This is a genomic window from Microbacterium schleiferi (assembly GCF_015565955.1).
In the GTDB taxonomy this organism is placed as follows: domain Bacteria; phylum Actinomycetota; class Actinomycetes; order Actinomycetales; family Microbacteriaceae; genus Microbacterium; species Microbacterium schleiferi_A.
In genome coordinates this window covers 2,767,649-2,793,023 of record NZ_CP064760.1, presented here as the reverse complement: position 1 = coordinate 2,793,023, position 25,375 = coordinate 2,767,649, and the positions used below count along the sequence as shown (strand labels likewise).

Here is a 25,375-nt window from a genome sequence, read left to right as displayed (position 1 = left end):
CACCTACGATGGGACCGTGACGACAGTGACCCTCATCGGCCGCGACGGCTGCCATCTCTGTGACGTCGCGCGCGGAGTGATCGACCACGTTCTCGCCGAACTTCCCGAGGAGCAGGCTGACGCGGTGACCGTCGAGGAGTTTTCGATCGATGATGACCCGGCGTTGTCGGAGCTGTGGTGGGAGAAGATCCCTGTCGTGCTGATCGACGGCGACCTCCACGCCCACTGGCGTCTGGACGCCGCACGGTTGAGCACGGCGCTGCGCCACGCGGATGCCGCGTCGCGAACCTCGGAGGTGTCGCGATGACCCTGCGCCATGTCGTGATGTGGACGATGGCTGCCGGCGATGCAACCACGCGCGCGGAGCACGCAGCCGAGGTTGCGCGGCGACTGAACGCTCTGGTCGGGGTCGTTCCCGAGATTCGGGCTCTGTCGGCAGGCGCGAACAGCGAGTATCCAGATGTCAACGCGGATGTCGTCCTCATCATGGATGTCGATGACCTCGACTCCCTGGAGGCGTACCAGGTGCATCCGGCCCACGAAGAGGTTGCGGGCTACATCCGCAGCGTCGTGGCCTCGCGTCACGCCGTCGACTTCGTCATCTAGCCGCGGCGGCTCTGCGAGCTCAGGTGAGCCGGCGCCGGAGGGCGTCGAGTTCGGCATCCGTGAGTCCGCCCGAACGCAGGTAGTGTGCGGCGCCGCCGTGATGAGCGTCGACCCATTCCAGTGCCGTGATGATCGCGGCGGGCGGGGTCGCGGCGACGAGGTCGTCCAGCGCAGGGGTGCGCGGGAGGCCCATGGCCTGGAGCATCCCGAACATGCGCTCGGTCCACGGGCCGGCGAGGTTGCGCTCCGAGGCCGCGTAGTCGTCGACGATCGCTGCTCGTTCGACACCGACGGCCTCGAGAATCAGGGCGATCGCGACGCCGGTGCGATCCTTGCCCGCCGTGCAGTGCACGAGAACTGCTCCCTCGGACACGGCGACCCTGCGTGCGGTTTCCGCGAAAGCGCTGGCGCCGTGTTCGAGCATCGAGATGTACAGATCCGACAGGGAGGGGATCTGGGCCAGCGCCGTCTCGATGGCGCGCGATGTCGCCTCGGGGTCATCCGCCTGCGATGCCGACTTCAGCACCTCCTGCGCCATCCCGCCATCGCCCCCTCGAGCACCCCGAGCTGCACGGTCTGCAGGTGCCGCGATGCAGGAAGCCGGTCCGGCGCCATCTGCTGCTCCATCGCGGTCCGAAAGTCGACGACGACCTCGATGTCGGTCGCGGCCAACTGCTCGAGTCCGAGAGGGGTCAGAGCGCTGAGGGCATCCGATCGGTACAGCACGCCGGTGCGCGTGTCGTCGCCAGAGGCGAGGGGCAGGCCACCGATGTCGCGGAAGTTGTACGTCCCGTCGGGGATGAGGGAAGGAAGATCGGATGCCGAAGCCGCGGTCATGCTCCCAGCGTAGGCGTGACTCTACGAGCCAAAGGCCCCGCGTCCGGTGACGGATGCGGGGCCTTCTGGGTGCGAGACGGTGGGGGCTCAGGGAGCCAGGCGGGTGGGACCGCGGAAGAGGAACGTGACCTCGCGGATCGACGATTCGCCCAGCAGCAGCATGAGCAGGCGTGCGAGGCCCATGCCGAACCCGCCGTGCGGCGGAACGCCGTAGCGGAAGAAGTCGAGGTAGTGCTCCAGCCCCGCGACATCCAGACCCTTCTCCGTCGCCTGCGCCTCGAGAACCTCGACGCGGTGCTCGCGCTGCGCGCCGGTGGTGATCTCGGTGCCGCGGTAGAGCAGGTCGTAGCTCTTGGTCATCCCGGTCTCGGGATCGCGCATGTGGTAGAACGGGCGGATCTCGGGGTGGTAGTCGGTGACGAAGACGAAGTCGTGGTCGTACGTCTCCTTCACGTAGGCCGACAGCTGCCGCTCGCCCTCGGGATCGAGGTCGCCGTCGGCGCGGGGGATCTCGTAGCCGCGGGAGGCGACGATCTCGCGGGCCTCAGCCAGCGGAATGCGCGGGAACGGCAGGGCCGGAACCGTGACCTCGAGCCCGAAGAGCTCCTCGATCTCCGCCCCGTGCTTGTCTTTGACGGCCTGGATCGCGGTCTGGAGCAGTTCCTCCTGCATCCGGGCGACGTCCTCGTGGGAGTCGACCCAGCTGATCTCGGCATCGATCGAGGTGAACTCGGTCGCATGGCGGCTCGTGAAGCTGGGGTCTGCGCGGAACGCGTCGGCGATCTCGAACACCTTGCCAAAGCCCGCGGCCTGCGCCATCTGCTTAAAGTGCTGCGGGCTCTGCGCGAGGTACGCGGTCTGGTCGCCGAAGTACTCGAGGGAGAACAGCTCGGCGCGCGACTCTGCCGGGCTCGACATGAGCTTGGGGGAGTGGATCTCGATGTAGTCGCGCTCGATCCAGTACGTGCGCATCGCGTGCTCGAGGGTCGTCTGCACGCGGAAGATGAGGTTGTTGCGGGCTTGACGCAGGTCGATGAAGCGCCAGTCCATCCGCTTGTCGAGCCCGCTGTCGGCGGCGATCGGCGTCTCGGGGTCGGATGCGGCAGCGATCTCGAGCGCGCCGATCTTGATCTCCACGCCGCCGAGCTTCACGCGCTCGTCGTGCTTGAGTTCGCCCGTGACGGTCAAGAACGTGCCGGTCGACATCGCCGAGATCGTCTCGGTCAGGGCGAGCGCCGCGCGCGCAGCATCGTCGGCATCCTCCGCCAGCTCGCGGGTGGCAGGATTGACCAGCTGCACCGCGCCGGTCTCATCGCGCAAGATGACGAACTGCACCTTCTTCTGATCGCGCACCGTCTCGACCCATCCGGAAACGGAGACGGCGCCCGCGGGCAGATGCTTCAGCTGGTTCACCAGGACGCGTTCACTCACGAGCGCCCAGTCTACGGGCCCGTGCGGTGGTAACCCCCAGCGCCCTAGGATGGGCCCGTGACCGACCCGAAAGATCCCGTCTTCCGCATGGATCCCAGCACGTTCCGCGTGCAGGATCCGCCGCGGGCCGAGCACGCTGAGGTGCCGGGTGAGACGGATGCCGTTCCCGATGCGCCCGAGGGCGACGCGTCAGAGTCCGCGGCGCCGGTGGCTCCGCGGCCACGCAAGGCCCGACGCCCCATCCGATGGGCGGATCTGATCGTCTCGATCGTGCTGATCCTCCTGCTGGCCGGGGTAGCCGTGACGGCATCCGTCTTCGGCGCTTTCCTCTCGTTCGCCTCGGACTCGTGCGGGGCTACCGGGTGCAACTTCGCCGTCATGAGCACCGGCATCTGGTTTGCCGTCCTCTCGCCGTGGGTCGTCTTCCTCGTCGCGCTCGCCGGCACCATCGTCATGATCGTGCTGCGCCGGATCGCGTTCTGGATTCCGCTCACGGCCTTCGTTCTCATCGTCGCCCTCTGGCTGGTCGGTGCCGTCCTGGTCTGGGCCGGTACCTAACGAGGCGCGGCGCACACAGCCTCCGCCCAGGCCTTCGTAACCTGGCCCCCGTACCGTGGCGGCGTGCACACCCCGACACCAGACGGCTCCTGGCTGACGCAACTCGTCGACTGGTCGGTCTCGCTGATGGAGATCATCGGACCGGCAGGTGCCGGTCTCGCGATCGCGCTCGAGAACATCTTCCCGCCGCTACCGAGTGAGGTCATCCTCCCGATGGCGGGTCTGTCAGCCAGCCGTGGGTCGTTCTCGCTCGCCGAGGCGCTCATCTGGACGACGCTCGGCTCACTCGCGGGAGCCTTCCTGCTCTACGGGATCGGAGCGTGGCTCGGTGTCGACCGGCTTCGCGCGATCGCGGCGAAGGTTCCGCTGCTGCGTCCCGACGACATCGACCGCACCGTCGCGTGGTTTCACCGTCACGGCGGCAAGGCGGTCTTCTTCGGTCGGATGGTGCCGATCTTCCGCAGTCTGATCTCGATCCCGGCGGGGGTCACTCGGATGCCGCTGTGGAAGTTCGGTCTGCTGACGGTTGCCGGGAGCGCCCTGTGGAACACCATCTTCGTTCTTGCCGGATTCCTGCTGGGCGAGGCGTGGCCTGTCATCGAACGGTACGCGGAGATCTTGCAGTACGTCGTGATCGCCGCGGTCGTGGTCGGTGTCGCCTGGTTCCTCGTCGTCCGGATCCGTGCGCTGCTGGCAGCCCGCCGTGCGAACGATCCCGAACCGTCTGCCGACTGAGCAGCTGGCGCTCTCAGCCCGCGCAAAGACAACCCCCACGTAGACTGGGAACGTGCCCGCTGACCGTGTCCATCTCGTGCGTCACGGGGAGGTCTTCAACCCGAATCGGGTCCTGTACGGACGGCTCCCCGGGTACGGCCTGAGCGAAGACGGGCGCCAGATGGCCCAGCAGGCTGCAGCCTGGATCAGTGGGCTCGAGCGCCCACTGTCCGCACTCATCGTCTCCCCGCTCCAGCGCGCCCAGGAATCGGCGCAGCCCTTCATCGACCGGTTCGGCCTGCGCGCCACGACCGACGAACGGGTCATCGAGCCGACCAATGTCTTCGAAGGCAAGCGGATGAAGCGGGCCCTCATGAACCCGCTGAACTGGCGCTACCTCGCCCGTCCCGCGGTGCCCAGCTGGGGCGAGCCCTACGCGCAGGTTGTCGCCCGCATGGATGCGGCGATGACGGATGCCTGGGGCGAGGCCGACGACGGCGATGTCGTCATCGTCTCCCACCAGCTACCGATCTGGGTCACCCACCTTGCGGTGGCAGGCCTGCCGACCCAGCATGATCCGCGGCACCGCCGCTGCGCCCTCTCGAGCGTGACGAGCTTCGAGCGCTCCGGGGACGGATGGGTCGAGGTTGACTACGTCGAGCCCGCTGCGGCATCCGGCGCTATCGATGTCGGGGCGGTGTGACATGACGATCCGACGCGGCCGCAGGGCGGCATCCGTTGCCCTCGCGCTCACCGGCGCCCTCGCGCTGGGCGGCGCGCTCGCGGGGTGCACATCCGATCCGCTCGCCGAGCAGTACCGCGCCGGCGACAACAAGGGCTTCATTGCCGCGAACGGAATGGAAGCGGTCGGGATTCCCGCCGACCAACGCTCTGAGCCTCTCAACTTCTCGGGCGTCACCGACACAGGCGAAACCGTGACGAGCGAGGACTATCGGGGCCAGGTGCTCGTCGTGAACCTCTGGTACGCCAACTGTGCGCCGTGCATCGTCGAGGCCCCCGAACTCGAGGCTGCCTACGAGGAGGTGGGAGGGCCGGATGTCGCGTTCCTCGGCCTCAACACCTCCGATCAAGCGCCGACTGCACGATCGTTTGCCGAAGACAACGGCATCAGCTATCCGAGCCTCATCTCGGTCGGCGACCGCGAGCTCAAGCTCGCTTTTGCGGAAGCTACTCCCCTGAACGCGACACCCGTCACGCTCGTCATCGACCAGGAAGGCCGCGTCGCGGCACGCGTCATCGGCGCCCTCTCGAGCTCGTCGATCCTCACGACCCTCGTGAAGGAAACGCTCGCGGAGAACGGATGAACGTCGGCGAGCTGATCGGAGGGGGAGCCCTCTGGGTGGCCGTTCCGATCGCGCTGGCGGCGGGCCTCCTGTCCTTCCTGTCGCCGTGCGTCCTGCCCCTCGTTCCCGGCTACCTCGGGTTCATCGGCGGATCAGTCACGTCGGCCCGCACTGCTGACGGGATGCCGGTCCCGAGCCGCGGCCGGCTGCTGGGGGGAGTGGCCCTGTTCATCGCCGGCTTCACGGTCGTGTTCATGGCGATCACGATCCTCGGCGGTGCGCTCGGACAGTTCTTCATCCGCTACGGCGACCTCATCACCCGCATCCTCGGTGGTGTGATCATTCTCCTCGGCCTCGTTTTCATCGGCCTGTTCGGGTTCGCGCAGCGCACGATCAAACCGCAGGTGCGCGGGAACGTCGGCCTGATCGGGGCCCCGCTGCTGGGCCTTGCGCTCGGCCTCGGGTGGGCTCCCTGCATCGGCCCGACACTCGCCGCGATCACGTCGCTGTCGTGGAACCTCGGCGACCCCGGACGGGCGGCCATCTTGGGCCTCACCTACTCGCTCGGACTCGGCATCCCGTTCGTGTTGCTGGCACTGGGTCTGGGCTGGGCGACCACGGCCGTCACGTTCCTGCGCCGCCACATTCGCGCCATCAACATCATCGGCGGCATCCTTCTCGTGCTGCTCGGAATCCTCATGCTCACCGGCGTCTGGACGACGCTCATGATCTCGCTGCAGGGGTGCTCATCAATGTCCCCCTCCCGCTCTGATGACGCTGTCGTCGATCCCCTTCGCCCCGCGGATCACGCCGATGCTGCGGATGCCGCAACGGATGCCGCGTCGTCCGACGGCGGGGTGAACTCCCCGGCGCTCGGGCCCGTGGGGTGGGCGCGGTGGGGGTGGCGCCAGCTCACGAGCATGCGCACGGCACTCCTGCTGCTTCTGCTGTTGGCCATCGCCGCGATCCCGGGATCGCTGGTGCCGCAGCGCAGTGCCGACCCGAACGGCGTCACGCAGTACTACACCGACAACCCCGATCTCGCGCCGATCCTCGACGGACTGCAACTGTTCGACGTCTACACGTCGGCCTGGTTCTCGGCGATCTACATCCTGCTGTTCATCTCGCTCATCGGATGCGTCATCCCGCGCACGCAGCACCACTGGAAGGCGTTGCGCGCACGCCCGCCCCGCACTCCCGCCCGACTCGAGCGGCTCTCCACCCACCGCGAGACCCTGGTCGAGGGAGCCGATGCCGATCCCGCTGCCTACGCGGAGAGTGCCGTCGCCCTCGCCGAGCAGCAGCTGCGCCGCAGCGGGTACCGCACCGAGCGCTACGACACCGAGCGTCCCCGCGGCGCGAGCTTCAGCGTCTCGGCCGAGCGCGGGTACCTGAAAGAGACCGGGAACCTCATCTTCCACGGCGCCCTCGTCGGGGTTCTTATCGCGGTCGGTGTTGGGGGAGGCTTCACCTACACGGGGCAGACGGTCATCATCCAAGGGGATACCTTCACGAACGCCCTCGTGGACTATTCGTCGTTCAACCCCGGCCGCTTCGTCGACGAGAACGCGCTCGTCCCGTACGCGCTGACCCTCGACCAGTTCGACGTCAGCTACGTCGCACCCGACGAGAGTGGGGCGGGGCAGGCCGGCGATTTCGTCGCTCGTCTGACAACGCAGCGCGCCGGAGAGGAAGCGACGACGGGTGAGGTGCGGGTCAACCAGCCGCTCGATGTCGCCGGCGATCGGATCTTCCTCATGGGCAACGGGTACGCGCCGACCGTCACGGTCCGCGGTCCCGACGGAGAGGTCGCGTTCTCGGCATCCGTGCCCTTCCTTCCGCAGGATCGGAACCTCACGTCCCTCGGTGTGGTGAAGGTGCCCGACGGGCTACCCGAGCAGCTCGGACTCATCGGATTCTTCTATCCGACCGTCGCTGAGCTCGAGAGCGGCGCTCTCACCTCGGGATGGCCCGCCCTGGTCTACCCGGAGCTCACGTTCAACGTGTTCGAGGGTGATCTCGGCATCGACGGCGGCATCCCCCGATCGGTGTACGCGTTGGACACCACCGATATGACCCGGCTCACCGGCGGAGATACCGGCGTCGACTCGATTCGACTCATCCCGGGAGAAACCGCCGAGATCCCCGGCGGACGCGGAACGATCACGTTTGAAGACGACTCGGCTCTCACTCCCGCGGGGGAGCCGGTCAAGCGGTTCGTCTCGCTGTCGATCCACCGGGATGCCGCAGCAACGTGGGTCCTGCTATTTGCCTCGATCTCTGTCGCGGGCCTGCTCGCTGCCTTGTTCATCCCCCGCCGCCGCGTGTGGGTGAAGGCGACAGTGCAGGGCGCCAACGTCCGGATCGAGTACGCGGGACTTGCCCGCGGAGAAGACCCGACGCTGGCGGCCACCGTGGAGCGATTCGCCAGGGACCATGGTGCAGCTCTCGCGGACCGCAGCGCCGGCGCGCCCACGTAAACTGACACCATGCCCGTCGATTCAGCGCTGTCTCTCGAGTCGGTCTCTTTCCTCCTCGTGTGGACAGCAATCGCGATCTACGCGCTCGCCTTCATCGCGTACGTCGTTGACCTCTCGCGCCGGTCTGCGGTGGCTGTCGACCGCTCGGCTCAGCGTCAGCTCGTCTCGGTCGGTGCCGGGGAGGTCGGGTCAGCGGATGCCGCCTCCGCCGTCGACGAGCTTCGCGCCGAAGGGCAGGCCGCTGAGGACAACCTCAACGCCGCGCCCGGTCGCCGCACCCGCCTGCTGTGGGCGCGTATCGGCACGAGCCTGACGTGGCTTGCCTTCCTGTTCCACGTCGGCGGTGTCATCACGCGCGGGATCGTCGCTGGACACGTTCCCTGGTCGAACATGTACGAGTTCGCTTTGACGGGAACGGTGCTGATCGTCGCCGTCTACCTCGGGGTGCTCTTCCGCTACGACCTGCGCTTCCTCGGCTCGCTCATCACGGGCATGGTCGTGCTGATGCTCGGTGGCGCATCGCTGCCGTTCACCTTCTACGTCGAGGTCGTGCCGCTGGCCGACCCGCTCAAGAGCGTCTGGCTCGTCATCCACGTCTTCGTCGCGTCGCTGGCAACCGCGCTGTTCGCGATCGCGTTCGGCCTCTCGGTGCTGCAACTCATGCAGTCGCGTCGCGAGCAGCGGGCGATCGCCGCCGTCGGTACCGGCGCGACTGCCCGGTCCGGCCCCGGTTTCCTGCGGACTCTTCCCGGCTCCGAGGCCCTCGAATCCCTCGCCTACCGCTTCGCGATCATGGGCTTCGTCTTCTGGACCTTCACCCTGATCGCGGGCTCGATTTGGGCCAACGACGCCTGGGGTCGGTACTGGGGCTTTGACACGAAGGAAGTCTGGACCTTCGTGATCTGGGTCCTCTATGCCGGATACATCCACGCCCGCGCGACGCGCGGCTGGCGCGGTTCTCGCTCAGCGTGGCTCTCGATCGTCGGGTTCACCGCCGTCATCTTCAACTTCACGATCGTGAATATGTTCTTCAAGGGCCTGCACGCCTACAGCGGCCTGAGCTGAGATTCTGGCCCTCGCGCTACCTCACCCCGCGTGAGGCCCGGCTTGCCGAACATCCATGGGTGAGTCCGCGCCGGCTTCGGCGCCGGAGGCGACATGCCCTCGCCGGCTGCGTCGGCTCCCGCCAGACCCGGTGCCAGCCCCTCCAGCACCGAGCCAGCGCTCTCCGGGCGCGGTCAGGTCGGTAGCGGGCTAGCCGGTAGCCGGGGAGGCGAGGATGGCGCGGGCTGTCGTGGTCCGTCGTGCGGCAACAGCGAGGATCGTCGCGACGAAGGCGAGGCCGCCCCAGATCACGAGCCCCGCGATCCCCGCGCCCACGCCGCCCGAGCCGGTGAGGGCACCGAGCATCGCGTTGTAGGCCGGAGAGATGGGCAGGACCGCGTCGATCGCCGTCAGCACACCGGGGACCGTGGAAACGATTCCGGTTGCGACAGCGAGCACCCCGATGAGCGCCGCGACCCAGCGGCCTGCGCCGCCGAAGACGGCCACGAGTGCCTGGTTCACGGCCGCGAAGGCGACCCCGGCCAGGATGCTGACACCGGCGAAGATCGACCAGTCTCCCCAGTCATATCCCGCGGAGATCTGGACGATGCCCGCCACGAGCAGACCCTGAACGGCACCGATCGCCGCGGCGGGCACAAACGAGCGCAGGGCGAGAAGGGGCGAGGCCGCGCGGGAGGCGAGGGTGCGGGCGGGGAAGGCCCGGAGCACGACGAACGAGCCGAGCGCGCCGAACCACAGCGCGAGCGCCGTCAACAGTGGAATCGCGGATGCTCCGAACAGGTCGGAGCCAACGCCCTCCGCCGCCACGGGGTCGGCGACGACCTCCGCGAGGCTCGCGGCCTCGGCATCCGTGTACGACGGGAGCTGCTCGACCGCCGTGTGGAGTCCGTCCGCGAGGGAGGTCGTGCCATCGGCGAGCTGTGTCAGCCCGTCGCTCAGAGTCGTGGCGCCGGTAGCTGACTGGGTGGCGCCGCTCGCCCATGCGTCAGTGCCGTTCGCCCACTGCGACACTCCCGCTGCGAGAGTGGAAGTCTGCGACGAGATCGTCGACGCGCCGCCTGCCAGGCTGCCGACACCGGCTGCGGACTGTTGGACACCGCTGGCCACCCCGGCGATACCCGCCGACAGCTGCGTCGCGCCGTCGGCTAGGGCGGTGACTTGAGCAGGAAGCTCGTTGATCTGCGCGAGTCCGGTGGCGATCTGCTGCGAGTTGTCGAGGATGTTGTCGATGGTCGGCAGTGCCGCCGTAGCGTCGTCGGCGACCTGCTGCAGGGCATCGCACACGTTCGCAGGCAGGCTCTGCGCATAGCAATCCGCCGCGATCTGCTGCAACTGCGCGGCCCGGGCGGCGGCATCATCCTTCAGCTGAGTGCTGTTGTCGGCGACCTCCTGCGCGGCATCGATCACGGACTGCGGCACGCTGATGCCCTGGACCTGATCGGCGAACTGTTGCAAGCCTCCCGCGATCTGCTGGCTCGGGGCGACCAGAGCGTTAGCTCCGCCGGCGAGTTGGTTCAGCCCCGCGGACGCTTCGTTGGCGCCTGCCGCCCAGGTCGCCTGGCCGCCGGCAAGCTGACTCGCGCCGTCGGCGATGCCGTACGCAGCCGACGAGAGCTGACCGGCGCCGGAGGAGAGCTGCTGCAGCCCGCTCGCGAGCTCCGCGGACCCGTCCGCTGACTGCTGGATGCCGTCGGCGAGCTGATCAGCGCCGCCCGCTGCCTCGCCGAGCTGGTCGCCGAGGGTCGTGAACCCGAGGAAGACGTTCTCGAGGTACTGGGTCGAGATCTGCTCCCCGGTCAGAGTCGCCGCGGTCGAGGTGATCTGAGCGGTGATGGCGTCATCGACGATGAGGCTGTCGGGCGCCGTCGTCACCTCGATCGTTGCCTGCTCGGGGGTTTCGCCCGGCCGTGTAGAGGTCGCTGCGGCGGAGAAGTTCTCGGGAATCGTGACGACCGCCGCGTACGTGCCGTCGGCAAGGCCCGCCGCGGCGTCGTCCGCGTTCGAGATGGTCCAGGTGAGGTTGCCGTCGGCATCCCCCGAGCCCTCGACGAGCCCGGCCGAGAGCTGGCGCCCCAGCGGAACGTACTGGCCGTTGATCGTGACCGGTTCGTCCTCGTTCACGATCGCGGCGTTCATCGTGTCCAGTCGCGTAGTCGGGTTGTACAGGGCGACCACGAGGATGCCGCCGATGACGGCCGGTAGCAGGATGACGCCGAGAATCGTGAGCCACGTGATGGGCTTGCGGCTCCGGGCGCGTTCGACTGACATACTCATGCGTGCTCCTCCGCGGGCGCGGGAACTGTCGTTTCGTATCGCGAGCTCAGCGTGAGCGAGCTCACACCGATGCGGCGGGCCTCGGTCATCAGCGCGAGGGCGGTGTCCTCACGCTGCGTCGAGGCGAGGATCGTCAGGGGCGAGGTCCCATCGCCCGTACGCTCGCGGCGTGCGAGAGCGGCGTCACGCAGGAGCGCTGCGGCCTGGTCGCGCATCGCTTCGCTCTCGAGCCTGTCGAGGCCATCGATCACGACGACCTGGGCGGGCCCGCGCAGCGGGTGGGAGAGTTCCGCGATCGGATCATCGGCATCCGCGAGGAGGGCTACCCCGACGTGCGAACGCACCCAGGCGGCGCGCTCGGGCAGCAGGTGGCCTGCCACACGGAGCCGGCCCCCCGTCGGCGCCAGGCGCCCGGCGATGGCCAGCAGGAAGGCGCGTGTTGCTCGCGGGTCACCGTCGACGAGCACGGTATCGCCGAACTCCACGCGGGTGCTCACGCCCGAGAAGACGTCGGTATCGCCTCCGTGTCGTCTGCCGAACGCGTGCAGCGCGAGGTCCTCGGCAACGACCGCGGCTGTCGTGTTCGGCTCCGGCCAATTCCGCAGCGAGAGCTCTCGCTCCACGGCTTCGCCTTCGATGTCGAAGTGCGGAAGCACGCGATGCATCCACCGCGGCATCCACCACGCGTGCTGTCCGAGCAGCGCCATGACGGCGGGGACGAGCGTCATGCGCACGAGGAACGCGTCGATCGCGATGCCCGCCGCAAGCCCCAGCGCAATGGGTTTGATGTTGATATCGCCTTCGGGCACGAACGCGGCGAACACCGCGAACATGATGACTGCGGCGGCGGTGACCACACGAGCGGATGCCGTGAAACCGGATCTGACGGCACTGATGGCGGTCGCTCGGTCGGCGCGTCCGCCGCGAGCACGTCGCAGGTGGACGTAGTCCTCCCGCATTCGGGAGACGAGGAAGACCTCGTAGTCCATCGCGAGGCCGAAGAGCACACCCATGAGGATGATCGGCATAAAGCTGATGACCGGCCCGGTCTTGGACACGTGGAGGGCATCGGCGAACACGCCCCACTCGAAGACGAGAGCGACGATCCCGAACGCGGCGGCGACCGAGAGGAGGTAGCCGGCGGCAGCCTTGATGGGAACCCAGATCGACCGGAACACGATCGTCAGCAGCACGAGGGAGAGGCCCACGACGAAGATGCCGAACGGCAGGAGTGCGCCGCCCAGGCGATCGGAAATGTCGATGGCGATCGCCGTGAACCCGGTGACCTTCAGGTCGACGCCGTATTCGTCGAGAAGTCGATCGTGCTGGGCGCGCAGTTCTCGGACGAGGTCGGCGGTGGCGGGATCGTCGGGCGCGGTCTCCGGAACGATCTGCACGATTCCGGTGTCGGCGGTGCGGTTGGGGGTCGCCAGCGCTACCTCTTTCACGCCCGGGATCGTCGCGATGTCGTCGCCGAGATCCTGCATGAGGGTGACCGGGTCGGTCGAGGTGACGATCGTGCCGGTCATGATCAGCGGCCCGTTGGCACCGGGACCGAAGTGCTCGGCCACCAGGTCGTAGCTCTGCCGCGCCTCGTTGTCTTCGGGCAGCATCCCGGCGTTGGGGAGAGCCAGCGCGAGGCTGCCGGCGGGGATCGCGAGAGCTCCGAGAAGCGCCACGACCGACACCGTGGTGACGATCGGATGCCGGGTGACAAGCTTCACCCACGGGTTCGTCTTCTTCCCCGCCGCCACCGTGGAAGCGGATGCGGCGCCGTCGCTGTCGGCACGGGCCGTCACCTCCGCAGCAGCGCCTCGGTCGCGTCGCCGGGCGCGCGGCTTCCGCCGAGGCCACCCGGCAACGCGGCCCTTGACGAAGCCGAGGAAGGCGGGTGTCAGCGTCACGGCGATCGCGACGGCTATCGCCACGGCCACGGATGCCGCGATCCCCATGGTGGTCAAGAACGGGATGTTGGCAAACGAGAGGCCGATCAGTGCGATGAGTACCGTTGCGCCGGCGAAGACGACAGCCGAGCCCGCTGTTCCGGTCGCGCGCGCTGCGGCCTCTTCGGGGTCGACGCCCTCTCGGACGGCATCCTGCTGACGGGAGATGATGAACAGGGCGTAGTCGATACCGACCGCGAGCCCGAGCATGAGCGCGAGCATCGGGGTCGTCGACGAGATGGTCGCGAAGGCTGTCGAAACGAAGATCAGTGCCATCGACAAGCCGACGCCCAGGATCGCCGTGATGAGGGGGAGTCCCGCCACGACGAACGACCGGAACGTGACGATGAGCACGACCAGCGCGAGGAGAACACCGAACAGCTCGACGATCGACAGGGTGGGCAGGGACTGCGAGAACAGATCGCCGCCGAGAGCTACCGTCGTGCCCGCGGGGAGCTCTGCTTGGAGAGCATCCGTGATCTCGAACAGCTGGTCTTTCGTCTCGTCCGAGACCGAGGAGGCTTGACCTTCGAACTGGAAGCGGACGAGTGCGGCCGATCCGTCATCGGAGATCAGGCCCGAGATTGACTCGTCGTAGGGGTCGCTGACGGCCAGGACTCCGTCGATGCCCTCGATCTCGTCGATCGTCTGCGCGATGTCGTCGGGGAAGGGAGCGTCTTCGACCGTCATCCCCTCGGGCGCGACGACGATGAACTGCGCGCTCGTTCCCGAGACCTCGGGGAAGGTGCGCTGAAGCTCTTCGAGGCCTGCTTCGGACTCGGTGCCGGGGATCGAGAAGGTGTTGTCGGTTCCCTGCTGAAAGAGCACGGCTCCGCCGCCGGCGAGGATCAGCACGAGAAGCCAGGACGCCAGCACCCGCCACGGATGCCGGTACGCCCATCGTCCGAGGGCATACAGAGCGGTGGACACGGGTCTTCCTCCGGGGTCGTCGGGTGGAGAATTGTCGATACACCGGTGTATCCGATACGTATGTGTATCGTAGGCGATTGCGGCGAGACTGAAGCTGAACACGGGGTGTGAGCCCGTGACCGAGAAGAGGATGTGATCGTGCCCTCAGACGAGGCATCCGCTCGTCGCTTCCTGGAAGCGATCGACGGCATCGTGCCCGAGGAAGCGCGAGGGCGGGAGCGCACGAAAGCGCGGCTCATGCGGGCTGCGTACGAGGTGTTCGCCGAGTCCGGCCTCGACGGCGCGTCGGTCGAGGACATCTGCGAGCGCGCGGGTTTCACGCGCGGTGCGTTCTACTCCAATTTCTCCACGAAGGACGAGCTGTTCTTCGAACTCGTGCGGGCCGTCACCGACCGCAAACTCGAGGCGGTCTCGGCGCGCGTCGACGGACTGCGTGCTCAGGATGCGGCGCTTACGCCCACGGAGCTCGTTCAGAACGTCCTGGAAGGCACGGTCGAGGGGCTCTTGGACGTCGTGCTCATGAGCGAGATCCGGTTGCGCGCCATGCGCGATGACGAGACGGCGCAGGCCTACCTCGCATGGGAGGAGAGTCTCATCGACCGGGTTCGGCGGATGATCGAAGATCTCGCGAGTTCGTACAACCTTCGGCTGCGGCTTCCCCCTCGTGATTTCGCTCGCCTCGTGCTCACGGTCTGGGAAGACGCGCTGATCAGCGCGGCGATTGAACGGCGCGACTATGACCAGTTGCGGGTGCGAGCAGAGTCGCGCACGCAGCAGCTCGCGATCGCTCTCGTCGACCCGGCATCCTGACCGGTCCGAGACCCTCGCGTCAGACGGATGCCGCCAGCAGCGCGTGGCACCGCGTGAGGCGCTCCTCCCACCACCGTCGCCGAGCGGCGGGCGCGGCATACGCGTTCACGGCGGACTCATCGACCTCGGGCCGGCCGACAGGGATCGTGCCGTGCTCCGGTCGCAGCGGCTGCGTCGTGACGTCGGCAGCCAGAAGTGCAGCGGTACCTAACCCGCAGTCGTAGTCGAGGTCGGGGAGGGCTGCAGCGAGGGCCGCGCCCATCGCCAGTCCCACTGACGTGTCGAGTGCGCTCGAGACGACCACTGGGAGCCCCGCCTCGGCGACGAGGGTCAGGGCGCGGTGGATGCCGCCCAGCGGCTGCGCTTTGATGACGAGCAGGTCGGCCGCGCCGGCGCGCGCGACAGCGAGGGGATCATCGGCCTTGCGCACGCTCTCGTCGGCGGCGACCGGCACTCCCATGTAGCGGATGCGGCGCCGCAACTCCCGCAGCTCGTCGAGGCTCGTGCAGGGCTGTTCGACGTATTCCAGATCGAACTCCGCGAGAGCGTGGATGGCGTGCTCTGCCTCGTCGAGGTTCCACGCTCCATTCGCGTCGACACGGATGCGGCCGAGCGGCCCCATCGCTTCGCGCACGGCGCGCACGCGGGCGACATCATCGGCGAGTGTCCCGCCGGACTCGGCGACCTTGACCTTGACAGTGCGGCATCCATCGAATCGCGCCAGCACCGCGGCCACGGCATCCGGTGCGACGGCCGGGACCGTCGCGTTCACCCGGATCTCGCGGCGGCGGGCTACCGGTGTGCTGTGCCAGCCGAAGTCGATTGCGGCGGCCAGCCACGCGCTCGCCTCCCCATCGTCGTATTCCACGAAGGGCGAGAACTCGGTCCACCCTGCCGGTCCGCGCAGCAGCATCGCTTCGCGGTGCTCGACGCCGCGAAACCTCGTGACCAGTGGCAGCGATACGACGTGCGCGCTCTCGCGCAGGTCCTCCAGCGGCGGAAGGAGCGGCACGTGCACAGCGGCGTCCATGTCCTCATCCTGCCTGCCTTGAGCTCCGATGACCTCCCGCCGCGCGGATCCCACGGCCTGCGGTGTCCGTAGGCTGGCGGCATGCCACTTCTCGAGACTCCCGTGCGGATCGGCGTGCAGGTCCGTCCGCAACACGTCAGCTACGCACAGATTCGCGACGCCGTTCTCTGGTTGGAGGACTTCGGCGTCGACATCGCCTTCAACTGGGATCACTTCTACCCCCTGTCCGGTGACCCGGATGGCGCGCACTTCGAGTCGTGGACGATGCTCGGCGCCTGGGCGGAGCAGACCGAGCGCATCGAGTTCGGGGCGCTGGTGAACTGCAACAGCTACCGCAACGCCGACCTGCAGGCCGACATGGCCCGGACGGTGGATCACATCAGCGCCAAGGGCGGCGCTGCGGGACGGTTCATCTTCGGGACCGGATCGGGCTGGTTCGAGAAGGACTACGAGCAGTACGGCTATGAGTTCGGCACCGCCGGCTCACGACTCGATGACCTCGCCGAGAGCATGCGGCGCATCGAAGCGCGGTGGGACGTGCTCAATCCCGCACCGACCCGCAAGATTCCGGTGATGATCGGCGGGGCCGGTGAGCAGAAGACGCTGCGTCTCGTGGCTCGCCACGCTGACATCTGGCACAGCTTCGTGAAGCCGGATGCCGTGACACACAAGCTCGGTGTGCTCGAGGAGTGGGCGCAGAAGGAGCAGCGCGACCTGTCGACCCTGACGGTCTCGAACGAGATCGGTGCGCGGGAGACCGATGAGGTGGAGGCGCTCTACGACGCCGGGGTGCGGCTGTTCACGCTCGGCTTGGATGGCCCGGAATGGAACTTCGACACCGTCAAGCGGTGGGTCTCGTGGCGCGACGCGAAGAACGCCGCGTGAGCCCGATCAGCTGACGCGCTCGCCGCAGACGCCGCAGATTCCGCTCGCGGGAACTTCGACGAAGCAGTCTCCGCAGACGGCGGCGACCCGCTCGGGCACCGCCGGGGTTGCGCGTGTCGCGCGGGGAGCGCGGGGCGCGGAACTCTTGCGCGACCGCGCGGGACCCGTGGAAGAGACGGCGGGAGGCGGCGGTGCGATCGCGGGCCGGTGCTCGCGGCAGTACAGCCGGACGAAACCCGCGTGGTTGTTCGGATGACGGTGCTTGACCGCCCACAGCTCCGTGCGCTCACGAGGGGGAGTGTCGGCGGGGCAGCGGGCGCATCGACTCGCGTCGCCGGGCATCGCCTCCGAGGCGAGCACCGGGGTCTCAAACGGGAGAGCATCCCGCCAGTCGGACGACGTCCTGATCTGCATCCGTGTTTCTCCTACCGGTCGGCCTTCCAGGCTACCCGCGGAAGCTGTGGCGAAAGCGGACGGGGGCTGACCGCCCGGCGAACGGCTGCTGACGGCATCCTCGACCGCCCGCGTAGGCTGGTGCCGTGAGCGTCTCCGAGCTGTTCGACACGGATGCCTGGGTCCCCGCACCCGGTTCCGAGGGGTATACCGACATCACCTCGCATGTCTCGCCCGACGGGCGGATCGCGCGCATCGCGTTCGACCGGCCCAAGGTGCGCAACGCCTTTCGTCCCCACACCGTCGACGAGCTCTACCGCGCGCTCGACATCGCCCGGCAGGACGCGAAGATCGGCGTCGTGCTGCTGACGGGCAACGGTCCGAGCCCGAAGGACGGCGGCTGGGCGTTCTGCTCGGGTGGTGACCAACGCATCCGGGGTCGCGATGGCTACACCTACGCCGCCGATGACGCGACAGTACCCGACCCGGCCCGCTCGGGACGCCTCCACATCCTCGAGGTGCAGCGCCTCATCCGGTTCATGCCGAAGGTCGTCATCGCGGTGATCCCGGGGTGGGCGGCTGGCGGCGGCCATTCGCTGCACGTCGTGTGCGACCTGTCTATCGCGAGCCGCGAGCACGGGCGTTTCAAGCAGACGGATGCCGATGTTGGCTCGTTCGATGCGGGCTACGGGTCCGCGTATTTCGCGCGGCAGATCGGCCAGAAGTTCGCGCGCGAGGTGTTCTTCCTCGCTGAGGAGTATTCGGCTCAGCGCGCGTATGAGATGGGTGCGGTCAACCGCGTCGTCGACCACGCCGACCTCGAGCGGGAGGCGATCGCGATGGCGCGCACGATCCTCACGAAGTCGCCGACCGCAATCCGGATGCTGAAGTTCGCGTTCAACGCGGTCGATGACGGCATGGTCGGGCAGCAGGTGTTCGCGGGGGAGGCGACCCGACTCGCGTACGGCACCGACGAGGCCGTTGAGGGGCGTGATTCCTTCCTGCAGAAGCGCGATCCCGACTGGTCGCCCTACCCGTGGCACTACTGATCGGCCCGTCGGACACCCGGTCGTGACGAACCGATCGCAGGATGACACGCCGGCGGAGGCGACCCGGCGGCTGATCCGGCTGAGTTCAGCCTGCAAACGGGACACGGATGCGCTCATGACCGCGTTGCGCGAGGCGCTCGCCGAGCCCCCAGGAGGAGACCAAGAGCCGGCGGTGATCGTCGAGACTTCGGGATCCTCCGGCTACCCGAAAGCCGTCGTCCTCCCGATCTCGTCCCTGCGCGCGAGCGCCGAGGCAACGGCGGCCCGCATCGGCGCCGGAAGCTGGGTGCTCGCGCTCGAACAGGCCTACGTCGCCGGGCTCCAGGTGCTCGTGCGCAGCATCCTCGCGGGAACGGACCCGGTCGTCATCCCCGCCTCGTTCACGGCCGCCGAGTTTGTCGTGGCGGCGGCGAGAATCGACGAACCGCGCTACACCTCGCTCGTGCCGGCTCAGCTTGCCCGGCTGCTGGATGCCGCTGATGACACCGCGGTCGCCGAGTGCCTGCGGGGGTTTGCCGCGATCCTCGTCGGTGGGCAGGCGTTGCCGGCCACCGAGGCAGACCGTGCCGCCGCTCTCGGCATCCGGATCGTGCGGACGTACGGGTCGAGCGAGACCAGCGGCGGGTGCGTGTACGACGGCGTTCCGCTCCCCGGGTGGCGGTGCGGATCGTGGACGGGGAGGTGCAGATCTCGGGCCCGGTCCTCGCGAGCGGATACCTCGACGACGACGCGCGAACCGCGCAGGCTTTCGTCACGGATGCCGCCGGCTCCCGCTGGTACCGGACCGGCGACGTCGGCACGTTCGACGGTGTCCTCCGGGTGACCGGGCGTCGCGACAACGTGATCGTCAGCGGCGGCATCAATGTGTCTCTTGACCGGGTCGAACGCGTCATACGAACCGTGCCCGGGCTTGAGGCCGCTGTCGTGATTCCGGTCGAGGATGCCCGCTGGGGAGAGGCATCCGTCGTCGTGATCGAACGGGATGCGGGCTCGGCCGCCGCGCCGGTGAATGACGCGTTCGCCGAGGCGCGTCGCCGTGTCGAACGGGAGATCGGAGTGGCGGCGCGACCCCGGGAGCTCGTCACGCTCACCCGGATGCCGCTCCTGGCCTCGGGCAAGCCTGACCGGATGCTGCTCCGCGAGCAGATCACGACGCCCTAGGATTGCTCCCCGTGGCAGCACCATCCAAGAAGAAACGCTCGCGGTCTCGCACGAAGCCGCACCCGGGGTCGACAAACCACCCGCGCCGGGACCACCGCTCGCCGGTTGCCCAGACCAAGCCCGCGACCCTCCGCGACTGGATCGGCGCGGCCCGTCTGCGGACTCTTCCGCTGGCTGTCACGCCGATCCTCATCGGTTCGGGCGCCGCGCTCCTGATCGAGCGCCCGCTGCACTGGGTCATCGCGCTCGCGTGCCTGGTCGTCGCCGTCGGGCTCCAGATCGGCGTGAACTACGCGAACGACTACAGCGACGGCATCCGCGGCACCGACGCCTACCGTGTGGGGCCTGCCCGGTTGACCGGCGCCGGGAAAGCGAAGCCGCGCACGGTTCTGATCGTCGCGCTCGTCTTCTTCGCGATCGCGGGAGCGGCGGGCCTGGCCATCACGATCCGGACCGAGCAGTGGTGGCTCATCGCGGTCGGGGCCGCCTGTATCCTCGCCGCCTGGTTCTACACCGGCGGCAAGCGCCCCTACGGCTATGCCGGACTGGGGGAGCTCTTCGTCTTCATCTTCTTCGGCCTTGTCGCCACCCTCGGCACAACCTGGGTGCAGGTTCTCGCGCTGCCGCAGGAGGCCTGGTTCGGGGCCGTCGGTGCGGGCCTGCTCGCGTGCGCCGTGCTCCTGGCGAACAACCTGCGTGACATCGACCAGGACCGCGTCGCAGGCAAGCGCACGCTCACGGTCGTGATCGGCCGTCGCGCGACACAGGTCCTTTTCACGGTGTTCGTGCTCGTCCCATTCGGGATCGCGGGCTATCTCGCGTTCTTCTACCCGATCGCGTGGTTGACAGCGATGGCGTTGCTGCTGGCGCTGCCGGCGATTCTCATCGTGTGGACCTACCGCCAGCCGCGCGAGCTCGTGATCGCGCTCGCGCTGACGTCAGGAACGTCGCTCGCCTTCGGAGCTTTCCTCTTCTGGGCCTTCGCCGGCTGACACAGCAGCGTCCTGCTCCGGGCCCTCCGCGGGGGAACCTCCGAACGCAGAATCCTCGACCTGCTCGTCGGTCGGGTCCGCGCGGCGTGCCCGGCGTTCGGCGAGCGACGCTGACACCTCGTCGAGCGGTCGACGCAGGAACAGCACCGACAGGCTCAGGCCGATCAGTGCCGCGAAGATCGCCGACAGCCAGTAGAACTCCCGGCCGATGGGAAGCAGCATCAGGATGCCGAAGGGAACAAGGAAGAACAGGATGCGCAGCACCGTGTACAGCCAGAAGGAACGCGCGTTCACCCCTCCATCGTAGGCGTCGGGACCTGTGCCGCCGTCCGGGCACGGTCAGGGGCTGCCCAGCCCTGGGCCGCGGAACCGACCTAGGATGGGGGATGTGCCCCGCGTGCTGTTGATTCTGGCGTTGGTGGCGACCGCGTTCTGGGTCTACACCATCGTCGATTGTGCTGTGCAGCCGCCGACCCGGCACCGCGGAGTGAGCAAGCCGCTGTGGATCGTCATCGTGTTGCTGCTCCCCGTGATCGGTGGAGTGCTCTGGCTGCTTGTCGGCCGGGCGCGACGGGCGCGGGTGCAGGCCACCCGCGCACCGGATGACGACCCGGAGTTCCTGGGGCGCATCGGCTCCATCTCCGACCAGGACGAGCGCATTCGTCGGCTCGAAGAAGAGCTTGCGCTGCTGGATGCCGAAGAGGCGCTGAGCGCCCCGACGGATGATGACGACGCGGCCGATCACGAAGCGGCATCCACCCCCCGTGATGACGACGATGAGCCCCGCGGGACCCGCGGCGCCGCGTGACGGACATCCGGTGAACGACCCGAACGGCGGGGGCACCCGTTCGCCCGCGACCGATGCTGCCGCAGCCCTGCTTGACCAGCTGATCGCGCGGGGCGTCCGCGACATCGTGCTCAGCCCCGGCTCGCGCTCTCAGGCTCTCGCGCTCGCGGCTGCCGACGCCGAGGAGCGAGGGCTTCTGCGACTGCACGTTCGCATCGATGAGCGGGTCGCCGGCTTCACCGCCCTCGGTATCGGCCGAGAGACGCGGATGCCCGCCGCGGTGGTCTGCACCTCCGGCACGGCGGTCGCAAACCTCGCGCCCGCCGTCCTCGAGGCTCACCATTCCGGCGTGCCGCTGCTGCTGCTGACTGCTGACCGGCCGCCGGAGCTGCGGGGCGTCGGTGCCAACCAGACGACCCGCCAGGCAGGGATTTTCGCCCCGAACACGCGGTTCGATCTCGATGTGCCGACCCCGACCGAGATCGATGACACCGGAGACAGCGACCAGTCGGTGACGCTGCGGGAGATCGCCGACCGAGCCGTGAGTGCGGCGCTCGGCGACGAGGTTCGTCCCGCCGGCCCCGTCCACCTCAATCTTCCGTTCCGTGAGCCGCTGGCCGGGACCCTGCCGCCCTGGTGGTCAGCGGATGCCGGCGACGACGGTGACCGGGCGGATGCGACAGCCAACGACGAGCAGTCGGGCGCGCTCTACCAGGGCGGTGGGGGCATCGGGGATGCCGACGACGTGGTTGTGACCGACGAGGCGACGCACGTCCTCGCGCGCGGCATCCGCACGATCGTGGTCGCCGGCGAGGGGGCTGGCGCCCGTGCCGAGGCCCTCGCATGGGACGGCGGATGGCCTCTGATCGCGGAGATCGTCAGCGGGGCGCGGTTCGGGCGGCATCTCGTGTCCTCCTACCGCGAACTCCTCCGTGTGCCGGAACTGAGCGAGCCGATCGAGCGCGTCATCGTGCTCGGGCATCCCACCCTCGCGCGGGAGACCATCGCGCTGCTGTCTCGCGACGACGTCGAGGTGATCGCGCTGCGGGGACCGGGAGAGACCGTGAACCTCAATGGCGCGACAGCGGCGGTGTCGGCCCTTGCCGCGGCCCCCGTGGCAGAGGCGACGGCGGAGGCGATCGCGGCCGACCGTGCGTGGCTGGGAGCGTGGATGCGCGCATCGCGCGAGGCATCCGTGGATCTGTCGGCGCCCGCCCCCGATGCGGCGGCTCTCGCTTCGGTCGACCCGCAGGTGCGGTTGGGGGCGATCTCGGCAGAGCTCGCGGTCGTGCGACACAAACTCGACCGGGCATCCCTCGTCGATGCGGTGTGGCGGGCGACGTGGCCCCACGATCGCCTCGTGTTCGGCTCCTCCCGTCTCGTGCGGGTCGCCGATGCGGTGCTCCCGGGCAAGAAAGTCGCCGTGCACGCCAACCGGGGACTGGCCGGGATCGACGGGACGGTGGCGACGGCGCTCGGTGTCGCCATCGCCAGCCAGGCCGAAGGTGCCCCGGGCGTCACTCGGGTGCTGCTGGGCGATCTCGCGCTGCTCCACGACGTGGGTTCGCTGCTGCTGGCACCGGGGGAGACGGCGCCGCGCATTCAGGTGATCGTCGGTAACGACTCCGGCGGCACGATCTTCGATGGCCTCGAAGTGGCGGCGCTCGGATCTCCGGCGCAGCGTGACCGCGTGCTCTACACGCCCCAGAACGTCGACATCGCAGCGCTGGCAGCGGCCTACGGATGGACCTACGCGCGAGTCGACACCAGGATCGGACTGGATCAGGCGTTGACGGCACCAATTGCCGGTCCGCACCTGATCGAAGTGCCGCTCCCGCGCTGAGGCCTGTGCCGGGTCCATGATGGACGGGTGACCGCGAAAAGTCAGACCTCCTGGACCGGCGACGTTGCCGGACTCCTGCGAGTCGGGGAAGATTTCGTGCTGTCGGGTGTGGACCCGAGCGCGACTCCCGGCTACGGCAGTGACAAGAAGCAGGCAGCCCAGGACCTCGCATCCGGCATTGCCGAGCTCGACCTGCTGCAAGAGAAGCTCTTCGCGCAGAGCAGGGTGGGCGCGACGAACGCGGCTGTCCTGCTCGTGCTGCAAGGGATGGACTCCTCGGGCAAGGGCGGCATCGTCCGCCACGTCGTCGGGTCGGTCGATCCGCAGGGCGTGTCGCTCGCATCCTTCGGTGCGCCGACCGACGAGGAACGCGCCCAGGACTTCCTCTGGCGCATCCAACGCAAGCTCCCGCGCCCGGGCCGGATCGGGGTGTTCGATCGTTCGCACTACGAGGACGTGCTCATCGGGCGCGTCCGGGATCTCGCGGATTCCGACGAGATCGAACGCCGGTACGGGGCGATCAATGAGTTCGAGCGGGAGGTCGCGGCATCCGGCACCCGCATCGTGAAGGTCATGCTGCACATCTCGTATGCCGAGCAGAAAGCGCGGCTCATGGAGCGGCTGGACCGGCCCGAGAAGCACTGGAAGTTCACGCCGAGTGACGTCGAGGAACGCACGCGTTGGCCGTACTACATGGCCGCCTACCAGACGGTCTTCGAACGAACCTCGACCGAACACGCGCCGTGGTACGTCGTGCCCGCTGACCGCAAGTGGTACGCCCGGCTGGCGGTTCAGCACCTGCTGCTCGAGGCGCTGGAGGACATCGATCCGCGGTGGCCGAGCGCCGGCTACGACGTCGCGCTCGAGCGCGAGCGCCTCGCCGCGACCTGACGGTTAACCCTCACGCTGCACCCGTCTGCAAGGATGCGGCACATGGATGACGAGTTCGAGGGATTCCTGCAGACGGTGACACCTCTCTTGCGCGATCGCAAACTCGACGAGCTGCGCTCGCTGCTGGCCGAGCAAGATGCCGCCGAGATCGCGCAGCTTCTGGAGCGCGAGGATGCCCGCGATCGTGCGGTGCTGTACCGGCTGCTGCGCCGCGATCAGGCGCTGGAGGCGTTCGAACTGCTCGATCCGGGCATGCGCGCAGAGCTCATCGGCGGTCTTCGGGAGGAGGACGTCTCGAAGGTCTTCGAGGAGCTCGACCCCGACGATCGTGCGCAGCTGATCGACGAACTGCCCGCCGGTGTCGCGCGCCAGCTTATGCGCGGCCTCTCGCCCGCCGAACGCGAGTTGACCGCGCCCATGCTCGGCTACCCGAAGAACAGCGTCGGGCGTTTCATGAGCACCGAGTACGTTCGGCTCTCCCCGCAGCTGACGGTCGGTGATGCGCTGAGCCACGTGCGTCACCGCGGGATGGATGCCGAGACCGTCTACATGCTCCCGGTCACCTCGCCTCACCGCCGCGTTCTCGGGGTCGTGGGGTTGCGCGACCTCGTCATGGGCCGGCCCGACGTGAGCGTGGCAGAGCTCATGGGCGAGGCGCGGATTGCCCGGGCGACGGATGCCGCGGAAGCCGCCGCTCGGTCGCTCGTCGACTCGGGTCTACTCGCGATGCCGATCGTCGACAGCCAGGATCGGCTCCTCGGCATCCTGACCGTCGATGATGCTGCCCGCATTCTGGAGGAAGCCGAAGACGAGGATGCCGCGCGCCAGGGCGCATCCGAGCCACTCGGGCGTCCCTACCTCACGACCCCGGTGCTGCGCATCGTGCGTGCGCGCGTGGTGTGGCTGCTGGTCCTCGCCGTCTCGGCACTGCTGACGGTGCAGGTGCTGGGGATCTTCGAGGCAACGCTCGAACAGGTGGTCACTCTCGCCCTGTTCATCCCCTTGCTGACCGGCACGGCCGGGAACACCGGATCGCAGGCGGCGACGACCGTCACCCGTGCGCTGGCCATGGGGGAGGTGCGAAAACGGGATGCCCTCACGGTGATGTGGCGGGAGGTGCGCGTCGGCGCGATCCTCGGCGGCCTTCTCGGCGTCCTCGGCTTCGCCTTGGCGAGCATCGTCTTCGATCCGGCGCTGGGCGCCATCGTCGGCCTCACGCTGCTGTTCATCTGCACGCTGGCGGCGACGGTGGGGGGTCTCATGCCGATCCTCGCGATGGCGGTGCGTGCCGACCCGGCGGTGTTCAGCACGCCGTTCATTTCCACCTTCTGCGACGCGACGAGCCTCATCATCTACTTCGTCGTCGCCACCTGGATTCTGCAGCTGAGCTGA

The 25,375-nt window shown here is 68.4% G+C and carries 26 protein-coding genes and 1 pseudogene; 19 read left to right on the top strand and 8 right to left on the bottom strand.

Annotation, left to right across the window (positions count from 1 at the left end; translation table 11 throughout):
* Positions 1-16 precede the first annotated feature (16 nt).
* On the top strand, positions 17-307 hold the full coding sequence (locus IT882_RS13615) for a glutaredoxin family protein (protein ID WP_195692291.1): 291 nt from the start codon (positions 17-19) through the stop codon (positions 305-307).
* Entirely contained in the window at positions 304-606 is a 303-nt protein-coding gene (locus IT882_RS13610; RefSeq protein WP_195692290.1) for a Dabb family protein, read from the top strand. The genes IT882_RS13615 and IT882_RS13610 overlap by 4 nt, the downstream gene beginning before the upstream one ends.
* 19 nt (positions 607-625) lie before the next feature.
* On the opposite strand, the gene IT882_RS16975 is transcribed toward IT882_RS13610, so the two are convergent.
* From IT882_RS16975 to aspS, 3 genes are all read right to left on the bottom strand, one after another.
* Complete coding sequence (locus tag IT882_RS16975) at positions 626-1,144, bottom strand: tyrosine-protein phosphatase (RefSeq protein ID WP_195692289.1); 519 nt, start codon at positions 1,142-1,144, stop codon at positions 626-628.
* Entirely contained in the window at positions 1,126-1,443 is a 318-nt protein-coding gene (locus tag IT882_RS16970) for a tyrosine-protein phosphatase (protein WP_195692288.1), read from the bottom strand. The genes IT882_RS16975 and IT882_RS16970 overlap by 19 nt, the downstream gene beginning before the upstream one ends.
* A gap of 87 nt (positions 1,444-1,530) precedes the next feature.
* Complete coding sequence (aspS, locus tag IT882_RS13595) at positions 1,531-2,874, bottom strand: aspartate--tRNA(Asn) ligase (protein ID WP_195692287.1); 1,344 nt, start codon at positions 2,872-2,874, stop codon at positions 1,531-1,533.
* A gap of 57 nt (positions 2,875-2,931) precedes the next feature.
* On the opposite strand from aspS, the gene IT882_RS13590 reads away from it, so the two are divergent.
* The 7 genes and pseudogenes from IT882_RS13590 to ccsB all read left to right on the top strand — a co-directional run bounded on the left by IT882_RS13590 (position 2,932) and on the right by ccsB (position 8,995).
* Entirely contained in the window at positions 2,932-3,432 is a 501-nt protein-coding gene (locus tag IT882_RS13590; protein ID WP_195692286.1) for a DUF6264 family protein, read from the top strand.
* A gap of 126 nt (positions 3,433-3,558) precedes the next feature.
* A complete protein-coding gene (locus IT882_RS13585) occupies positions 3,559-4,167 on the top strand; it encodes a DedA family protein (RefSeq protein ID WP_195694400.1) in 609 nt (202 codons plus the stop codon).
* A 52-nt stretch (positions 4,168-4,219) separates the two neighbouring features.
* Entirely contained in the window at positions 4,220-4,849 is a 630-nt protein-coding gene (locus IT882_RS13580) for a histidine phosphatase family protein (protein WP_195692285.1), read from the top strand.
* 1 nt (position 4,850) lies between these two features.
* The gene (locus IT882_RS13575) at positions 4,851-5,471 is read left to right on the top strand and encodes a TlpA family protein disulfide reductase (RefSeq protein ID WP_195692284.1); all 621 of its coding nucleotides are present in this window, start codon (positions 4,851-4,853) and stop codon (positions 5,469-5,471) included.
* Positions 5,468-6,145 (top strand): annotated as a pseudogene (locus tag IT882_RS16720) (cytochrome c biogenesis CcdA family protein); the annotation flags it as partial. The gene IT882_RS13575 and the pseudogene IT882_RS16720, both read left to right, overlap by 4 nt.
* Positions 6,146-6,202: 57 nt before the next feature.
* Positions 6,203-7,930 carry a cytochrome c biogenesis protein ResB gene (resB, locus tag IT882_RS13570; protein ID WP_229382409.1) on the top strand — a complete coding sequence of 576 codons (1,728 nt, stop codon included), beginning with the start codon at positions 6,203-6,205 and terminating at the stop codon, positions 7,928-7,930.
* A gap of 9 nt (positions 7,931-7,939) precedes the next feature.
* Positions 7,940-8,995, top strand: coding sequence for a c-type cytochrome biogenesis protein CcsB (gene ccsB, locus IT882_RS13565; RefSeq protein WP_195692282.1), 1,056 nt, complete (start codon positions 7,940-7,942; stop codon positions 8,993-8,995).
* Positions 8,996-9,184: 189 nt separating this feature from the next.
* Here the strand turns inward: ccsB and IT882_RS13560 are convergent, their stop codons facing one another.
* The gene (locus tag IT882_RS13560; RefSeq protein ID WP_195692281.1) at positions 9,185-11,269 is read right to left on the bottom strand and encodes a YhgE/Pip family protein; all 2,085 of its coding nucleotides are present in this window, start codon (positions 11,267-11,269) and stop codon (positions 9,185-9,187) included.
* Entirely contained in the window at positions 11,266-14,142 is a 2,877-nt protein-coding gene (locus IT882_RS13555; RefSeq protein ID WP_195692280.1) for an MMPL family transporter, read from the bottom strand. Before IT882_RS13555 ends, IT882_RS13560 begins: the two co-directional genes overlap by 4 nt.
* Before the next feature lie 138 nt (positions 14,143-14,280).
* Between IT882_RS13555 and IT882_RS13550 the strand changes: the two genes are divergently transcribed.
* Positions 14,281-14,952 (top strand): TetR/AcrR family transcriptional regulator, encoded by a 672-nt coding sequence (locus IT882_RS13550; protein ID WP_229382137.1) that lies wholly within the window; start codon positions 14,281-14,283, stop codon positions 14,950-14,952.
* Between the two features lie 19 nt (positions 14,953-14,971).
* On the opposite strand, the gene IT882_RS13545 is transcribed toward IT882_RS13550, so the two are convergent.
* Positions 14,972-15,982, bottom strand: a complete 1,011-nt coding sequence (locus IT882_RS13545) for an o-succinylbenzoate synthase (protein WP_195692279.1) — start codon at positions 15,980-15,982, stop codon at positions 14,972-14,974.
* Positions 15,983-16,063: 81 nt separating this feature from the next.
* Between IT882_RS13545 and IT882_RS13540 the strand changes: the two genes are divergently transcribed.
* The gene (locus tag IT882_RS13540; protein ID WP_195692278.1) at positions 16,064-16,867 is read left to right on the top strand and encodes an LLM class F420-dependent oxidoreductase; all 804 of its coding nucleotides are present in this window, start codon (positions 16,064-16,066) and stop codon (positions 16,865-16,867) included.
* A gap of 6 nt (positions 16,868-16,873) precedes the next feature.
* On the opposite strand, the gene IT882_RS13535 is transcribed toward IT882_RS13540, so the two are convergent.
* Positions 16,874-17,281 carry a glucose-6-phosphate dehydrogenase gene (locus tag IT882_RS13535; protein WP_195692277.1) on the bottom strand — a complete coding sequence of 136 codons (408 nt, stop codon included), beginning with the start codon at positions 17,279-17,281 and terminating at the stop codon, positions 16,874-16,876.
* 125 nt (positions 17,282-17,406) lie between these two features.
* On the opposite strand from IT882_RS13535, the gene IT882_RS13530 reads away from it, so the two are divergent.
* From IT882_RS13530 to IT882_RS13520, 4 genes are read left to right on the top strand one after another with little or no spacing between them, the layout of a single operon-like run.
* Positions 17,407-18,309 (top strand): 1,4-dihydroxy-2-naphthoyl-CoA synthase, encoded by a 903-nt coding sequence (locus IT882_RS13530; RefSeq protein ID WP_195692276.1) that lies wholly within the window; start codon positions 17,407-17,409, stop codon positions 18,307-18,309.
* Positions 18,310-18,331: 22 nt separating this feature from the next.
* The gene (locus tag IT882_RS17175; protein WP_324253890.1) at positions 18,332-19,132 is read left to right on the top strand and encodes an AMP-binding protein; all 801 of its coding nucleotides are present in this window, start codon (positions 18,332-18,334) and stop codon (positions 19,130-19,132) included.
* On the top strand, positions 19,129-19,470 hold the full coding sequence (locus tag IT882_RS17170; RefSeq protein ID WP_324253889.1) for a class I adenylate-forming enzyme family protein: 342 nt from the start codon (positions 19,129-19,131) through the stop codon (positions 19,468-19,470). Before IT882_RS17175 ends, IT882_RS17170 begins: the two co-directional genes overlap by 4 nt.
* Positions 19,471-19,481: 11 nt before the next feature.
* Positions 19,482-20,462, top strand: coding sequence for a 1,4-dihydroxy-2-naphthoate polyprenyltransferase (locus tag IT882_RS13520; protein ID WP_195692275.1), 981 nt, complete (start codon positions 19,482-19,484; stop codon positions 20,460-20,462).
* Here the strand turns inward: IT882_RS13520 and IT882_RS13515 are convergent.
* Positions 20,409-20,756 (bottom strand): DUF4229 domain-containing protein, encoded by a 348-nt coding sequence (locus IT882_RS13515; protein ID WP_195692274.1) that lies wholly within the window; start codon positions 20,754-20,756, stop codon positions 20,409-20,411. The genes IT882_RS13520 and IT882_RS13515 overlap by 54 nt on opposite strands.
* An 85-nt stretch (positions 20,757-20,841) precedes the next feature.
* Here IT882_RS13515 and IT882_RS13510 point away from each other — a divergent pair, with 85 nt between their 5' ends.
* The 4 genes from IT882_RS13510 to mgtE are packed head-to-tail and all read left to right on the top strand — an operon-like array spanning position 20,842 to position 25,375.
* Positions 20,842-21,270, top strand: a complete 429-nt coding sequence (locus IT882_RS13510) for a PLD nuclease N-terminal domain-containing protein (protein ID WP_229382136.1) — start codon at positions 20,842-20,844, stop codon at positions 21,268-21,270.
* Positions 21,239-23,092, top strand: coding sequence for a 2-succinyl-5-enolpyruvyl-6-hydroxy-3-cyclohexene-1-carboxylic-acid synthase (gene menD, locus IT882_RS13505; RefSeq protein ID WP_195694394.1), 1,854 nt, complete (start codon positions 21,239-21,241; stop codon positions 23,090-23,092). Before IT882_RS13510 ends, menD begins: the two co-directional genes overlap by 32 nt.
* A gap of 27 nt (positions 23,093-23,119) precedes the next feature.
* Positions 23,120-23,983, top strand: a complete 864-nt coding sequence (locus tag IT882_RS13500) for a PPK2 family polyphosphate kinase (RefSeq protein WP_195692273.1) — start codon at positions 23,120-23,122, stop codon at positions 23,981-23,983.
* Between the two features lie 42 nt (positions 23,984-24,025).
* Positions 24,026-25,375 carry a magnesium transporter gene (mgtE, locus tag IT882_RS13495; protein WP_195692272.1) on the top strand — a complete coding sequence of 450 codons (1,350 nt, stop codon included), beginning with the start codon at positions 24,026-24,028 and terminating at the stop codon, positions 25,373-25,375.